This is a genomic window from Dyella sp. C11, from assembly GCF_003121485.1.
GTDB lineage: Bacteria > Pseudomonadota > Gammaproteobacteria > Xanthomonadales > Rhodanobacteraceae > Dyella.
On the sequence record NZ_QAVX01000031.1, the window covers coordinates 1 to 15414 of the forward strand.

At 63.3% G+C, this 15414-nt stretch carries 13 protein-coding genes, 1 tRNA gene and 1 pseudogene; 10 read left to right on the top strand and 5 right to left on the bottom strand.

The annotated features are described in order from the left end of the window. Nucleotides 1-237: pseudogene (locus tag DK366_RS21625) on the bottom strand (hypothetical protein); the annotation flags it as partial. A gap of 255 nt (nt 238-492) precedes the next feature. Between DK366_RS21625 and DK366_RS19965 the strand changes: the two are divergent. From DK366_RS19965 to DK366_RS19975, 3 genes are all read left to right on the top strand, one after another. Continuing rightward, nucleotides 493-1203: a lysoplasmalogenase gene (locus tag DK366_RS19965; protein ID WP_198651639.1), complete on the top strand. Its 711-nt coding sequence runs from the start codon at nt 493-495 to the stop codon at nt 1201-1203. A gap of 6 nt (nt 1204-1209) precedes the next feature. Continuing rightward, nucleotides 1210-2478, top strand: coding sequence for a sterol desaturase family protein (locus DK366_RS19970; RefSeq protein ID WP_109127318.1), 1269 nt, complete (start codon nt 1210-1212; stop codon nt 2476-2478). 86 nt (nt 2479-2564) lie between these two features. Continuing rightward, complete coding sequence (locus tag DK366_RS19975) at nt 2565-4001, top strand: amino acid permease (RefSeq protein ID WP_109127319.1); 1437 nt, start codon at nt 2565-2567, stop codon at nt 3999-4001. Nucleotides 4002-4165: 164 nt separating this feature from the next. On the opposite strand, the gene DK366_RS19980 is transcribed toward DK366_RS19975, so the two are convergent. Next, nucleotides 4166-4750, bottom strand: coding sequence for a porin family protein (locus DK366_RS19980; RefSeq protein ID WP_157956632.1), 585 nt, complete (start codon nt 4748-4750; stop codon nt 4166-4168). Between the two features lie 262 nt (nt 4751-5012). Here DK366_RS19980 and DK366_RS19985 point away from each other — a divergent pair, with 262 nt between their 5' ends. The 3 genes from DK366_RS19985 (at nt 5013) to DK366_RS19995 (ending at nt 8187) form a co-directional block, all read left to right on the top strand. Next, the gene (locus DK366_RS19985; protein WP_109127321.1) at nt 5013-6911 is read left to right on the top strand and encodes a M61 family metallopeptidase; all 1899 of its coding nucleotides are present in this window, start codon (nt 5013-5015) and stop codon (nt 6909-6911) included. Nucleotides 6912-7088: 177 nt separating this feature from the next. Then, nucleotides 7089-7165 (top strand) — tRNA-Arg (locus DK366_RS19990). A gap of 155 nt (nt 7166-7320) precedes the next feature. Then, nucleotides 7321-8187 carry an MBL fold metallo-hydrolase gene (locus DK366_RS19995; protein WP_109127322.1) on the top strand — a complete coding sequence of 289 codons (867 nt, stop codon included), beginning with the start codon at nt 7321-7323 and terminating at the stop codon, nt 8185-8187. 57 nt (nt 8188-8244) lie between these two features. On the opposite strand, the gene DK366_RS20000 is transcribed toward DK366_RS19995, so the two are convergent. Continuing rightward, nucleotides 8245-8448 (bottom strand): CsbD family protein, encoded by a 204-nt coding sequence (locus DK366_RS20000; RefSeq protein ID WP_109127323.1) that lies wholly within the window; start codon nt 8446-8448, stop codon nt 8245-8247. A gap of 298 nt (nt 8449-8746) precedes the next feature. On the opposite strand from DK366_RS20000, the gene DK366_RS20005 reads away from it, so the two are divergent. Continuing rightward, nucleotides 8747-9298 carry an HdeD family acid-resistance protein gene (locus DK366_RS20005; protein ID WP_109127324.1) on the top strand — a complete coding sequence of 184 codons (552 nt, stop codon included), beginning with the start codon at nt 8747-8749 and terminating at the stop codon, nt 9296-9298. A gap of 53 nt (nt 9299-9351) precedes the next feature. On the opposite strand, the gene DK366_RS21630 is transcribed toward DK366_RS20005, so the two are convergent. Further along, on the bottom strand, nt 9352-9705 hold the full coding sequence (locus DK366_RS21630) for a hypothetical protein (RefSeq protein ID WP_232821132.1): 354 nt from the start codon (nt 9703-9705) through the stop codon (nt 9352-9354). On the opposite strand from DK366_RS21630, the gene DK366_RS21635 reads away from it, so the two are divergent. Continuing rightward, nucleotides 9686-9955 (top strand): hypothetical protein, encoded by a 270-nt coding sequence (locus DK366_RS21635; protein WP_232821133.1) that lies wholly within the window; start codon nt 9686-9688, stop codon nt 9953-9955. The genes DK366_RS21630 and DK366_RS21635 overlap by 20 nt on opposite strands. Nucleotides 9956-10087: 132 nt before the next feature. Here the strand turns inward: DK366_RS21635 and queF are convergent, their stop codons facing one another. Beyond that, nucleotides 10088-10912: an NADPH-dependent 7-cyano-7-deazaguanine reductase QueF gene (gene queF / locus DK366_RS20015; RefSeq protein ID WP_109127326.1), complete on the bottom strand. Its 825-nt coding sequence runs from the start codon at nt 10910-10912 to the stop codon at nt 10088-10090. Nucleotides 10913-11060: 148 nt separating this feature from the next. On the opposite strand from queF, the gene DK366_RS20020 reads away from it, so the two are divergent. Continuing rightward, entirely contained in the window at nt 11061-13031 is a 1971-nt protein-coding gene (locus DK366_RS20020; protein WP_109127327.1) for a M1 family metallopeptidase, read from the top strand. Between the two features lie 156 nt (nt 13032-13187). Next, nucleotides 13188-15395, top strand: coding sequence for a penicillin acylase family protein (locus tag DK366_RS20025; RefSeq protein ID WP_109127328.1), 2208 nt, complete (start codon nt 13188-13190; stop codon nt 15393-15395). Nucleotides 15396-15414: the final 19 nt, after the last annotated feature.

Genomic DNA, 15414 nt, shown 5'->3' on the forward strand with positions numbered 1-15414 from the left:
ACGACACCATCCGCCGCCCCCCTCGAGCTCCCCGCGTAAGATCTTCCCCAGAGTCACATGGCTACACGCAAGAGCCGATTCCATACGGGCGACCGCCACGAGCCAAGAGCCAAGAGCCAAGAGCCAAAAGCCAAAAGCCAAAAACCAAAAGGCAAAAGGCAAAAGGCAAAAGGCAAAAGGCAAAAGCGGCTGCCAGCCGCAGGGGCGGCGAAGCGAGGCGTCGATCTTTCCGGCCAAGAACCATCCCCCCACCAGAACTAAGACCCCTTGCCGCGGTCCTTGTATGAGAGCGCCCCGTGGCGTTCGGGACACCCCCTGTGCAAGGCCTTCCCGTTGTGGAAGGTGGAGAGGGCACCGCCGTCCCGCCGGCTTGCCCACTTCTTGTCAGCCCTCTTCCGATCATCGGGGAGGGCATTTTTTTGCGTTGCGACAGGGCTGCGGAAGCGGTTGGTTCTACCATCCATGAAGTTCGATGGATCGGGGAATCCATGCATGTCTGTTTCAAACGCGTCAGTGGGGCGCGCCTCGTCGCCAGGGCTTGATATTGCGGTGGTGCTGGCGGGCATGGGTGCCATCGTGGGTGGCACGTTCGCCGTTGCTGGTGAGATCGATGGCTGGCGATGGCTGCACTGGGTGTGCAAGCCGCTGACGACGTTGCTCATCCTGTGGCTGGCGCTGCGCGCTGCGCCGGTGGTGTCGCCGCGCTATCGGCGCTGGATCGTGGCGGGCATCGTGTTTTCCCTGGCGGGCGACGTCTTCCTGATGTTGCCGCAGGACGCATTCGTGCAGGGGCTGGTGTCGTTTCTGCTGGCGCACGTGTGTTTCATCGTGGGCATGCTGGGCGACAGCCGCTTTGCCGAAAGGCCGTGGGGCATGCTCGCTTGCCTGGCTTATGGCGCCTTCAACCTGTGGGCGTTGTGGCCGTCGTTGCCGGCGGCGTTGCATCTGCCGGTGGTGGTGTACGTGCTAGTGCTGGCGGCGATGGGTGGCCAGGCCGTGGTACGCGCGCGGCGTCATGCGGCGGATGTGCTGACAGGCTCGGCGCAGTGGTCGATGGTGGGTGCGCTGGTCTTCATGGTCAGCGATACACTGCTGGCCTGGGACCGCTTCCGCTTCGTCATTCCGCTGTCGACGGTGTGGGTGCTGGCCACGTATTACACGGCACTGTGGTGCCTGGCGCGATCGGTTCGCGGGAGTCGTTGAGCGACCATGAATACGCAGGAAATCATCATCACCTGGGCCACGCCGGTGTTCTTCGCGTTGATCGCGCTGGAACTGCTGGTCGCGAAACTGCGTGGCCGCCGCGTGTATCACAGCAGCGACGCCATCAACAGCCTCGGGCTGGGCGTGATCTCGCAGATCGTGGCGGTCTTCAGCAAGCTGCTGACGCTGGGCATCTACGCATGGTGCGTGGAACGCTTCGCCATCTTTGCGCTGCCGGCCAGCAGCGTGTGGGTGTGGATCTCGGCGCTGCTGCTTTACGACTTCTGTTACTACTGGCTGCATCGCATGGGCCACGAAGTCAACATTCTCTGGGCGGCGCACGTGGTGCATCACCAGAGCGAGGATTACAACCTTTCCACCGCGTTGCGCCAGACGGGCAGCGGCGTGTTGCTGGGATGGCTGTTCTACCTGCCGATGGCGGTTATCGGTTATCCGCTGGAAGTGTTCGTGGTGGTGGCGCTGATCGATCTGCTCTACCAGTTCTGGGTGCACACCGAACTGGTCGGGCGCCTGGGCTGGTTCGACCGCGTGTTCTGCTCGCCGTCCAACCATCGCGCGCATCACGCGGTGAACGACAAATACCTTGACCGGAATTACGGTGGGATCCTGATCCTCTGGGATCGCCTGTTTGGCACGTTCATCGAAGAAGACGACAAGGATCCGCCGATTTACGGCACACGCTCGCCGTTGCGCAGCTGGAATCCGCTGTGGGCGAACGCCGAGGTGTACTGGGCCACGGCCAAGGACGCATGGCACGCGCGTCGCTGGCGCGACAAGTTGCTGGTGTGGCTGAAGCCGCCGGGCTGGCGTCCCGCCGATGTGGCGGAGCGCTTTCCCAAGCCGGCGTTCGATATCGCGCGTGAGCGTTTCGTCCCGCCGCTGTCGCGTGGCTTGACGATCTACAGCCTGGTGCAGTTCGCGTTGCTGCTCGGCATGGCGGTGCAGTTCCTGGATCTGGCCAAGCATCTTCCGGCAGCGACGCTGGTCGGTTACGCCGCCTTTCTGGTGCTTAGCCTGGCCGCGCTGGGGGCGTTGACCGAAGGGCGGCGCATTGGCGTGGTCCTGGAATTCGCACGCCTGCTTGCGACAGCAGCCGTCCCGTTGCTGACGGGCGGCTGGTTCGGCGTGCCGCACCTGGACCTCGGCGTGGTGGCTGTGCTGGTCGCCATTCCCGCCGTCAGCGCGCTGGTGCTGGGCTGGCTGGCCGTTTCTACGGCTGGCCGCGCGGGCTCGGGGAATCCCATTCCCGGCTAGGACCTATGGCACTACCGCGCAGCTGCAGCATGGCAGGGGCGGAGGCATTCGTTATGATCGCGGCTCGTTTTCCCGGGAATGAGCCGATGGGTTTCCTTAGCAAGTTGGTGCGCCACAAGCCTGTGGAGCTGTTACAGGCGGAGGCCGGCAAGCGTGGCGATTTCCGTCGCGTGTTGGGCCTGTGGCAACTCACGGCCATCGGTATCGGCGGCATTATCGGCGTCGGCGTGTTCGTGCTGGCGGGCAAGCAGGCGGCCATCAATGCCGGCCCTGCGGTGGCGCTGTCCTTCCTGATCGCGGGCATTGCCAGCGCAGCGGCGGCGCTTTGCTACGCCGAGTTCGCCGGCATGATTCCGGTAACCGGCAGTGCCTACACCTACGGTTATGCCGTGCTTGGCGAGCTGGCCGCGTGGCTCATCGGCTGGGACTTATTGCTGGAGTACGCCTTGATCGTCGCGGTGGTGGCGATCGGATGGTCCGGCTACGTGCAATCGGCTCTGACCAGCATGGGCATCCACATACCGGTATGGGCGCAAGGCGCGATTGGCACGGGCGAAGGCCATGTGTTCAACGTCATTGCCGCGCTGGTGACGCTCGGCGTGTCGGCGCTGCTGATCTTCCGCACCGAGTGGGGCGCACGCTTCAACACGCTGGTGGTGGCCATCAAGGTGGCTGCCGTGGCGCTGGTGATCGGCATTGGCGCGTTCTACATCAACCCGGCCAACTGGGTGCCTTTCATTCCCGAGCGCGTGATCGGTGCCGATGGCGTGGGCCATTTCGGTTTCCAGGGCGTGGGCGCAGCGGCGGCGGTGGTGTTCTTCGCGGTGTTCGGCTACGACACGCTGACCACGGCGGCGGAAGAGTCCAAGAACCCGCAGCGCGACCTGCCGCGTGCGGTATTGCTGTCGCTGGGCATTTCCATGGCGATGTATCTCGCCGTGTCGATGGTGCTGACCGGCATCGCGCACTACAGCACGCTCAATACCGACGCGCCGGTGGCCGATGCCTTCAAGGGCCTGGGCCTGCACTGGGTGGCGTTGACGGTGTCGGTGTCGGCCGTGTTCGGCCTGATCAGCGTCCTGTTCGCCTTCATGCTGGGCGCCACGCGCATCTGGTACGCGCTGTCGCGTGACGGTTTGCTGCCGGGCTGGTTCGCGCACGTGCACCCGCGTTACGGCACGCCGCATCGCCCGACGGTGGTGCTGGGTGTGTTCACGGCGCTGGTGGCGGGCCTGCTGCCGATCGAGGAAGTCGCCAAGCTGGTGAACATCGGCGTGCTGTCGGCCTTCATCGTGATCTGCACGTCGGTGATGATCCTGCGCAAGCGCAAGCCGGATCTGCATCGTTCGTTCCGCACGCCGTGGGTGCCGCTGATTCCGCTGGTCGGCATCGCGTTCTCCATCTGGCTGCTGGCGGAGCTGCCGGCCATCACGTGGAAGGTGTTCCTGATCTGGGTGAGCATTGGCCTGGTGGTTTACCTCACCTATGGCATGCGGCACAGCAAGCTGGAAAAGATGCAGTAGTCGAAGTTTCTGTGGGAGCGCACCCTGTGCGCGACTGCGGGTGGATGTGCGGTGTCGCGTGGTTGTCGCGCACAGGGTGCGCTCCCACAAAAGCCGCAAACGATATGCAAAGAAAAACGGCCGCTTTCGCGGCCGTTTTCTTGTCTGCATGGCAAACGTGACGCTTAGAACTTCACTTCCACCGAGGCGGAGTAGGTGGCCACGTTGGCATTCACCTGCGACTCCTGCGCACCCGCGCGGCCGTACTTGATGTGGTAGTTGTCGTAGTTCAGGCCGAGCGCAACGTTCTTGGTCAGGTCGTAGCCCACGCCGGCGCCGGCGTACCAGCCGTTGTTCCAGCTGCGCTGCGATGCGGTCTCGTCGCCCACGGTGACTGCACCGGTGGTGCGCGAACGCAGATAGCCGCCGTGGCCGGTGACGAACCAGTTGTTGTAGAAGTTGTACTTGGCGTTGATGCCGATCTGCGCCACGCGCGGCTTGGCCGAGACGCTGGCGAAATCGAAGTCGTTCTTGACCTTGCCCAGGTACGCGTAGCCGACTTCGGCGCCGACGATGCCGTTCCAGCGCCAGCCGAAGCGAACGTTCTGGAACACGTCGGTCTTGTCGGAGACGCCGCCGAGACGGTAGTTGCTCTGGCCGAGGTTGCCGGCAACGAAGAAGTTGTCGAGCTGATTGCTTTCGTCGGCCTGGGCAGCAAAAGGCGCAGCAGCGACCACGGCCAAGGCGGCCGCAAGAAGAATCTTGTTCATGGAATGCTCCATCTATTTTTTGTGATCCGCAGCGACAACAAAGGGGGAAAGTCGCTGCAGCCCGCGTGGGGATCGCGGTGAAAAAAGGATACGGGTTTTTAACTTGTGCGAAACCCTTGAATGGTTTTGCGGAAGGGAGAGGTTCATACACCTCCATGACCAATGGCAGGGGGTGCCATGTGTCAACGGGGACTAGCATCAGAGGTTCATGTGTCGTGCAGGCAGCCGCACTGAACGACATCGATCCATCAGGAGAACCTCTTTGAAAGCCTCGCGTCTTGCTTCCGCCATCCTTGCCTCGGCCTTTGGCCTGGGCAGCTTCGCGGCACTCGCCGATGTTCCTGCGCCGCAGGACATTCCGTTCAACGGCACGTTGAAGATCAACGTGGACGCCACCGACATCGCGCATCGCGTGTTCCGCGTGCACGAAACGGTGCCGGCGCAGGCGGGTCCCCTCACGCTGCTGTATCCGCAGTGGCTGCCGGGCAACCATTCGCCGACGGGTTCGATCGACAAGCTCGCCGGCCTGGTGGTGAAGGCCAACGGCAAGGTGATTCCGTGGAAGCGCGATCCGCTCAACGTGTTTGCGTTCCACGTGGACGTGCCTCAGGGCGCAAGCGAAGTGCAGGTGGAATTCCAGTTCCTCTCCTCGCAGGACATGCGCCAGGGCCGCGTGGTGATGACGCCGGAAATGCTCAACCTGCAGTGGAATTCGGTGTCGCTGTATCCGGCCGGTTATGTTGCGCGTCAGATCCAGGCTGAAACCACCGTGACGTTCCCGGCCGGCTGGCAGTTCGGCAGTGCGCTGGAAGTGGCCTCGCGCAACGGCGACACGGTGTCGTTCAAGCCGATCAACTACGACGACCTCGTCGACTCACCGATCTACGCCGGCAAGTACTTCAAGCGCGTGGATCTTGATCCGGGTGCGAAGACGCCGGTGTTCCTCAACATCGTCGCGGACGATCCGAAGTACCTGGAGATCAAGCCGGAGCAGTTGAAGCTGCACCAGAACCTGGTGCAGCAGATGTACAAGCTGTACGGCGCACACCACTACGACCACTACGACTTCCTGTTCTCGCTGAGCGAGAAGATGTCGGGCAATGGCCTTGAGCACCACCGCTCCAGCGAGAACGGCGTGGGCCCGGGCTACTTCACCGAGTGGGACAAGAGCATGGTGATGCGCGACCTGCTGCCGCACGAGTTCAACCACTCGTGGGACGGCAAGTACCGCCGTGGCGCCGACCTGGCCACGCCTAACTTCAACGTGCCCATGCAGGACAGCCTGCTGTGGGTCTACGAAGGCCAGACGCAGTTCTGGGGCTACGTGATGGCCGCGCGCTCGGGCCTGTGGAAGCAGGATCAGGCGCTGGACATGCTGGCCAACGTGGCTGCCACGTACGATCGCGGCCGCCCTGGCCTGCAGCAGTGGCGCAATATCCAGGACACCACCAACGATCCCATCATCGCGATGCGTCGTCCGCTGCCGTACCGCAACTACCAGATGAGCGAGGACTACTATTCCGGCGGCCAGATGATCTGGCTCGACGTGGATGGCAAGCTGCGTGACCTCACCAGCGACAAGCGCTCCATCGACGATTTCGCCAAGGCCTTCTTCGGTGTGAAGAACGGCGAGTGGGACGTCAACACTTACACGTTCGAAGACGTAGTGAAGACGCTCAACGACATCGCACCGTACGACTGGACGACCTACCTGCGTGAGCGCCTGGATGGCCACGGCCCGATCATCGGCGGCTTCGAGGCGAATGGCTGGAAGCTGGTCTACAACGACAAGCCGTCCGACGCCGCCAAGGCCGTCGAGGCCCGCACGGGTGGCACCAACCTGGTGTATTCGCTGGGCGTGTCGATGGCCAAGGGCGGCGACATCGCCGACGTGCTGTGGGACGGCCCCGCCTTCAAGGCTGGCCTGTCGCCGGGCATGAAGGTGATCGCGGTGAACGGCAAGGAATATTCCGGCGATGTGCTCAAGGACGCCGTGACGGCGGCGGCGAAGGACAAGAACCAGCCGGTCGAACTGCTGGTGAAGAACTTCGACGAGTACAAGACGCTGCGCATCGACTACCACGATGGCCTGAAGTACCCGCATCTGGAGCGCATCGAAGGCAAGGCGGATCGCCTGTCGGAACTGCTCAAGGCGCGCTGAGGCACGCCGCTCTGCTCCCTCTCCCCCTTGGGGAGAGGGTTGGGGCGAGGGGGCAACCTGGCGACAACGCCCGGAAATTCCCCAAATTCCACCCACATGGGCTCCTCCCCCCAAGTTCGCTATACTGCGCGTCCGCCGTGTCCCGGACCGAAGGGTTCGCGCCGGTTTCTGCATCATGCGCCCGTAGCTCAGCCGGATAGAGTAGTGGCTTCCGAAGCCATTGGTCGGGGGTTCGAATCCCTCCGGGCGCGCCATCTTGTAGACAAAGCCCGCTTCGTGCGGGCTTTGTGCTTTTCGGGTGGGTCTAAGCCATGTTGCCGACGCGCGGACACGCGGGGTTTCGGTATGGTGTGCATTCGCGAATGCCGGCAGGGGCGGACGCCGCATTGCTTATTCATGAGGTAGCGCCGTGAACCGTCCTGACGTAAAGGCTTTCTTCGACGAATCCACCAACACCTTCAGCTACGTGGTGTGGGACCCGGCCACGCAAAAGGCGGCGGTGATCGACAGCGTGCTCGACTACGACGCGGTGTCGGGTCGTACGCGCCGCGTATCCGCCGATGCATTGATCGATTTCGTCAATGCGAGCGGGCTGGTGGTGGAATGGGTGATCGACACCCACGTGCACGCCGATCATCTGTCGGCCGCGCCGTATGTGCAGTCGCGCCTGGGTGGAAAGCTCGCCATTGGTGAGCACATCCGCCAGGTACAGGAAACGTTCGGCACCATCTTCAACGCGGGTAGTGACTTTCAGCGCGACGGCAGCCAGTTCGACCATCTGTTCAAGGATGGCGAGCACTACATGCTGGGCAGCATCGAAGCGGTCGCCATGCACACGCCCGGCCACACGCCAGCCTGCATGACGCACGTGATCGGCGATGCCGCGTTCGTGGGCGATACGCTTTTCATGCCGGACTACGGCACGGCACGCTGCGATTTCCCGGGTGGCGATGCGCGCACGCTGTTTCATTCCATCCAGCGCATTTTTTCCCTGCCCGCCGCTACGCGCGTATTCCTTTGCCACGACTACAAGACCAAGGATCGCGACGTGTTCGCGCACGAAACCACGGTGGACGAAGAGCGTCGCGCGAACATCCACGTGCACGACGGCACGGATGAGGAATCGTTCGTGCGCATGCGCACCGAGCGGGATGCAACGCTGTCCATGCCGCGCCTGCTGCTGCCGTCGGTACAGGTGAACATGCGTGCGGGCCGCATGCCTGCCGCCGAAGGCAACGGCGTCAGTTACCTGAAGATTCCCCTCGATACGCTTTGATGTCGTAACGGACCGCCTGCTCCCGGGAGCAGGCGGGCCCGGACGATGGTGGCGGCATCAGTGACGCAGCGTTTTTTCGAATGCCTTGACCTGCTTCTCCGCTTCACCGCGCGCGATGCCGTAGCGCTCCTGCAATTTGCCGGACAGGTATTCGGCATTGCCTTCCGCAACCTTCAGATCGTCATCGGTGAGCTTGCCCCAGTGCTGCTTGATCTGGCCGCTGAGCTGCTTCCAATGCCCCTGGATGGTGTCTTGATTCATTGATTGATCCTCATCGGGTGTGGGTTGGGTGCCATGCGCATGACGGGATCGATTCGAGCAGCCTGTCAGTTAAGTGTGCGTGCCGCCGATGTTGCGACCCGGCGCGCAGGTTCATGCGCGTATGTGCCTGACTGAGACGGCATTCGCGTTGCGTCGACATGCGGAATGCGTGGATGGTGTCTCGGCGCCTCGCGCGACGAAGGGGAAGCGGCCGCAGGGCCTGCAGGAATCGTTGGTATCCACTCGTGGTGACCGCGGGCCGTTTCGGCTCGTCCTTCAACATCAAGGAGTCGCGACTATGAGTTCCATCCTGCATCACGGCATCAGCCGCACAGGCTGGCTGCTGGTGATCTATGGCGTCATTTCCATCCTGTTCGGCATCAGCGCGCTGCTGTGGCCCGGCAGCACGGCCATTGCGCTGGCCTGGGCGTTCGGCGTGATGGCGCTGGCGGAGGGCATCATCAGCCTGTTCGCGCTGTTCAATCGCCACGTGGCAATGTCGCGAGGCTGGCTGGCACTGTACGCGGTGGCATCCATCGTGTTCGGCCTGCTTGCCATCTGGCATCCGCTGGCCGTGGTGAACGTGCTGCTGATCTTCCTGTCGGCATGGCTGATCGTGGCAGGCATCTACCGCATCGTGTTTGCCTTCCGCGTGCGCAAGGAAATCCGCGGCGAATGGATGATCGCGCTAAGCGGCGTGCTGGCGGTATTGCTGGGTGTGCTGTTCGCGGCGTATCCGGTGGCGGGTTTGCTCACCGTCACCATCTGGATCGGTGCCGCGGCGTTGGTCTATGGCGTGCTGCAGGTAATTGCCGGCGTACGCATGCATCGATGGAAACGGGCGCTGTGATGGAAGAAAAAAGGCGCCATGACGGCGCCTTTTTTTAATGCCGCAAAAGGAACTCAGCCGCGCACTTCGAAATCTTCCGATGCCATCGGCTTGCCGTTGAGCGAGATCACCACCTTGTACCTGCCCTTCGGCCAGGCGTTCGGGTTCTGCACCTTGAACGTGGTGATGGCCGGGCCGTCGGTGGCAATGGATTCGGTGGTGCTGCTGAAGGGCACGTCCTTGCCGTCGACGTAGCTCCACTTCGCGTTGAGCGTGGCGTTGTCGGTGTTGCCGATGGTGGCGACGCTCGCGTAGATGGCCTTGTCCTCCGGCGCGAAGGAGCGCTGTTCCTTGCTGATGGCATGTGCCGCATCCACCTGGCTGCCGATGGTGACGGCGGCGATGCGGATGTCGCCGCCCGTGCTCACGCTGGCTGATTTGCCGGTGGTGTCCGCGGGCGCCGGCGCGGTGCTGGCGGGCGTGGGCGCACTGGCGGGTGGTATCACCGGTGCCGACGTCGTCGGTGCCGGTACGGCCGGCGCGGGGGCACTGGTGGCTGGCGTGGTGGGCGTGGTGTTGGAAGCCTCGTCGTTCTTGCCGCACGCGCTCAGCACAAGCAGTCCGGCAAGGGTCGCGCAGTACAAGGCCGTGTTGCGTGGCTGGATGTTCATTGACTGACCCCATGGCTGGTAACGGACATGCGCGGCTGGCGTGGCCTGCCGCGCTGTTCAACCGAGGCTAGCGCCGATGGACTGAAGCTGCGATTACTGCGCGCTTCAGAGTCGACGTCGTCTTAACGACCCGCCTGCATTACTGCCGCGCACCGCGCGGATTGCCTGGCGTTTCCTTGCCGGTGCTGCGGTAGGGATTGATGTCCAGTCCGCCGCGGCGCGTGTAGCGCGCATACACGCTGAGCTGTTCCGGGCGGCAACGCTGCATCACGTCCACGAAGATGCGCTCCACGCACTGCTCGTGGAATTCGTTGTGGTTGCGGAACGAAACGAGATAGCGCAACAGGCCGGCGTGATCGATCGCCGCACCGCGATAGCGAACCTGCACGCTGCCCCAGTCCGGCTGGCCGGTGACCGGGCAATTGGAGCGGAGCAGGTTGGATACCAGCGTTTCCTCGACGACACCCTTGCCGTCTTCCATCACGAGATGGTCCGCGCGCGGCGGGCCATAGTCGTCGATGTCGACCGGCAGTTCGTCCACCAGCAAGCCATCGAGATCCGTGACGGCATGGCCGCGGGCCTGGGCGTCGGTCAGCGTCACTGCCACCGGCGCACCGGCGGCAGCGGAAAGATCGCGCGTGAGCGTAGCGACCAGTTCACCACGGTCGGTCACACGCTCCTGCGAAAAGCCGTTGAGATAGAGCTTGAACGACTTCGACTCGATGATGTTCGGCGAGGTGGCCGGTACGCGGAACTCGGCCAGCGCCACCACCGGCTTGCCGCGCTCGTCCAGCCAGGACAGCTCATAGGCGTTCCACACGTCCTCGCCGTGGAACGGCAGCGGTTCGGTCACGCCGATTTCGTCACGCTTGGCCTGCCGTGGGATGGGGAACAGCAGGGAGGGGTCATACCGGTCGGCGTAGACGGTGGTCTTGCCGAGCGGGGAGTGTTCGGGAGTGCTCATGCGGCCATTGTACCGCCTCGGCCGCGCTGGCCCGGCCCGGGTCGCATGAAGCTGCGGCCTCCCCCCATGACCACTGACCCGGTTCACGGCCGGGCCCGGTGCCTATAGTGTCGTGTTCGTTTCTGGGGAACCTAGAGGAAATCGCCTGATGAAGAAGCTCGTCCTGGCCGGCGCCGTGGTGGCCGGCCTGTTTGCGGCTGGCGGCGCTGCCGCTCCGGCCTTCGCCGACGGCACGGACGCCGCTTTCGATCCCCAGGCGCTGTTTGCGCCGCTCTCGTTGCCCGACGCGCCCAACGCCTTCCGCAGTGGCGCCGGCAAGCCGGGTCCGCTGTTCTGGCAGAACCGCGTGGACTACGCCATCCAGGCCACCATCGAGCCCGCCACGCATACGCTGCGCGGCGACGAGACCATCAGCTACACCAACCACAGCCCGGATGCGCTGGATGTGCTGTGGGTGCAGCTGGACCAGAACATCTACCGCCGCGATTCACGCGGCACACTCACGTCGCCGCGCGCGCCGCGCAGTGAGTCCACCGATGGCTACCAGATCGACGCGGTGGAAGTGGACGGCAAGCCGGTGCATTTCCTTGTCGACGACACGCGCATGCGCGTGGACCTGGCGCAGGCGCTGGCCAGCAACGGCAAGCAGGCCAAGCTGCGCATCCGCTACCACTACACCGTGCCGGGCACGTGGGGTGGCCGCACCGCGGTCACGCCGACCAGGAACGGCGACATCTACGAGATCGCCCAGTGGTTCCCGCGCATGGCCGTCTACGACGACTTGCGCGGATGGGACACGCAGCCGTACCTCGGTTCGGAGTTCTATCTCGAATACGGTGACATCGACTACGCGGTCACCGTGCCGTCTAACTACATCGTTGCCGGTTCGGGCGCGCTCACCAACGGCAGCGAAGTGCTTACCGCCACGCAGCAGAAGCGTCTTGCGCAGGCAGCGCAGAGCGACAGCACCGTGATGATTCGCTCGCCGGAGGAAGTGAACGACCCCTCCAGCCATCCCAAGCAGAATGGCACGCAGACGTGGCGCTTCCACATGGACCACACGCGCGACGTCGCCTTCGCCGCGTCGCCCGCCTTCGTGTGGGATGCGGCGCGCATCAATCTTCCTGAAGGCAAGCACGCGCTGGCCATGTCGGTGTATCCGGTGGAAGGCGTGGGCAAGGAGGCGTGGAACCGTTCCACCGAATACGTGAAGGGTTCGATCGAGCACTTCTCGTCCAAGTGGTTTGCGTATCCGTGGCCGGCCGCGGTGAACCTGGGTGGTCACGGCGCAGGCATGGAATATCCCGGCATCGTGTTCGACGGCTACGACGACAAGGGCCCGATGCTGTTCTGGATCACCGCGCACGAACTGGGCCACGGCTGGTTCCCGATGATCGTGGGCTCCAACGAACGCCGCAACGCGTTCATGGACGAAGGCTTCAACACCTTCATCGACATCTATGCCTCCGACGCGTTCAACAAGGGCGAATTCGCGCCCAAGCGCGACAGCGAATACGCGCCCAAGGGCGGCAACCCGGTGGATGAAATCCTGCCGCTGCTGGCCGATGCAAACGCACCCACGCTGATGGCGCCGGCGGATTCCGTTTCCGAGAAATACCGTCACTCCGTGAGCTACTTCAAGGGCGCACTTGGCCTGGTGCTGTTGCGCGAGCAGATCCTGGGACCGGAACGCTTTGACCCGGCGTTCCGCAAGTACATCGCCACCTGGGCGTATCACCATCCCACGCCGTCGGACTTCTTCCGCTTCATGAGCAGCGAAGCGGGCGAAGACCTGTCGTGGTGGTGGCGCGGCTGGTACCTCAACAACTGGCAGCTGGACATGGCCATCACGGGCGCGAGCTACGTGGACAACGATCCGGCCAAGGGCGCGCAGGTCAACTTCGCCAGCAAGCAGAAGCTGGTGATGCCGGCGACGCTGCGCATCGACTATGCCGACGGCAGCCACGAAGATGTGCGTGTACCGGTGGAAATGTGGCGCCAAAGTGCCATGCCGAAGATGGCGCTGCATACGTCGAAGAAGATCGCCAGGTTGACGCTGGACCCGGAGCACAATCTGCCGGATGCGGATCGGACGAATAATGTGTTGACGATGCCGTAAGACTGCAGGACGGCGTGACCCTCACGATCGTCATTCCGGCGCAGGCCGGAATCCAGTTGCGATCGGCCTCGATCGTCGCCCTGCCACTGGATCCCGGCCTGCGCCGGGATGACGACGTAGGAAGGTTATGGAACATCTGTGTGCAACGGACCCTTCATGAGATCAGCGACTGTCTTGCCCCGTAACGCGAAGTACGCGCTTTCGCTCTGCGTGCTTCTTGGGTTGTCCGGCGCGTTGCCGGCGCACGCAGTAACCAGTGACACCGTTCGGTGGAAGTCCGAAGCCGCCGCCGTCACCATCACCCGCGACGACTGGGGCATCGCCCATGTCCATGGCAGAACGGATGCGGATGCCGTGTTCGGCATGGCGTATGCGCAGGCGGAAGACGACTTCAATCGCGTCGAGACGAACTACCTCAATTCGCTGGGCTGGTTGGCGAAAGCGGAAGGCGAGGCGGCGATCTGGTCCGATCTGCGTCAACAGTTGTGGATCGATCCCGCCGAGCTGAAACGCATCTACGCGAAGAGCCCATCGTGGCTGCGTGAGTTGATGGATGCGTGGGCTGATGGCCTGAACTATTACCTGGCGACCCATCCCGATGTGCATCCGCGTGTGATCGCGCACTTCGAACCGTGGATGGCGTTGAGCTTTACCGAAGGCAGCATCGGCGGCGACATCGAGCGCGTATCCCTGAAGGACTTGCAGGCGTTCTACGGCAAGCCCACCGACACGGTGGCGTTCGTCGATACGCCATCGAGCTGGGTGGAGCCGACCGGCTCCAACGGCATTGCCATTGCACCCAGGCTCACGGCCGATGGTCACGCGTTGTTGCTGATCAATCCGCACACGTCGTTCTTCTTCCGTTCCGAGCTGCAGATGTCGAGCGACACGGGGATGGATGTCTATGGTGCGGTGACTTGGGGCCAGTTCTTCATCTACCAGGGCTTCAACAAGCACATCGGCTTCATGCACACCTCCACTACGGCGGATGTGGTGGACGAGTTTGCCGAAACCATCGTGCATGACGGCAGCAAGCTGGCGTATCGGTACGGCAAGGAAACGCGGCCCGTCACCACGCGGTCCATCACCGTTGCGTATCGCAAGAGCGACGGTTCGATGGGCGATCGCACGTTCACCACCTACGCGACGCATCACGGTCCCATCGTGCGCGAGGCGGATGGCAAGTGGATGGCCACCGCGCTGATGAACAAGCCGATGGAAGCTTTGGAGCAGAGCTGGTTGCGCACCAAGGCCACGGACTATGCGAGCTTCATGAAAGTCGCCGAGCTCAAGGCCAACTCGTCCAACAACACCATCTTTGCGGACGACAAGGGCGAGATCGCGTACCTGCATCCGCAATTCATTCCCAAGCGCGACAACCGATTCGATTACACCAAGCCGGTGGACGGCAGCGATCCCGCCACGGACTGGCAAGGGCTGCTGCCGCTGGATGCCGCGCCGCATCTGCTCAATCCGGCCAATGGCTGGATCATGAACACCAACAACTGGCCCTATTCGGCGGCGGGTCCGGATAGTCCCAGGCGCGCGGACTATCCGCGCTACATGGACAGCGTCGGCGAAAATCCGCGTGGCATCCACGCCACCATGGTGCTGAGCGACAAGCGCGACTTCACGCTGGCGTCGTTGATCACGGCCGCCTTCGATTCATACCTGCCGGCGTTCGCGCGACAGATCCCGATCCTGGTGAAGGACTACGACGCCCTGCCTGCCGGCGATCCGTTGAAGAAGCAGCTTGCCGGACAGATTGCCCTGTTGCGCAGCTGGGACTACCGCTGGGGTATCGCCTCCATGCCCACCTCGCTGGCGGTGTTCTGGGGCGACGTGTTATGGGACAAGGTGGACAAGTCGGATGTGTCGGAAGGCCTTTCCGTCTACGACATCATGGCCGAGCGCGCGGGACCGAAGGCGCGCCTCGATGCGCTGGTGGAAGCCTCCGAGCGGCTGGAGAAGGATTTCGGCAGTTGGGGTGTGCCGTGGGGTGAAGTGAATCGCTACCAGCGCATCAACGGCGACATCCAGCAGCCGTTCGATGACAGCAAGCCAAGCATCCCGGTGCCCTTCACGTCATCACGCTGGGGCTCGCTGGCCTCGTTCGGTGCGCATCGCTGGCCCGGCACGCGGCGTTACTACGGCACGGGCGGCAACAGTTTCGTGGCCGCGGTGGAGTTCGGCGACAAGGTGCGTGCACGCGCCATCACGGCGGGTGGCGAAAGTGGACACCCCAACTCGCCGCACTTCAACGACGAAGCCGAGCGCTACACCACGGGCAACCTTCGCGCCGTGTATTTCTGGCCGGAGGAATTGAAGGGTCACGTGGAGCGCACTTACCATCCGGGTGATTGAATCCGGGCATGCCAGGCAA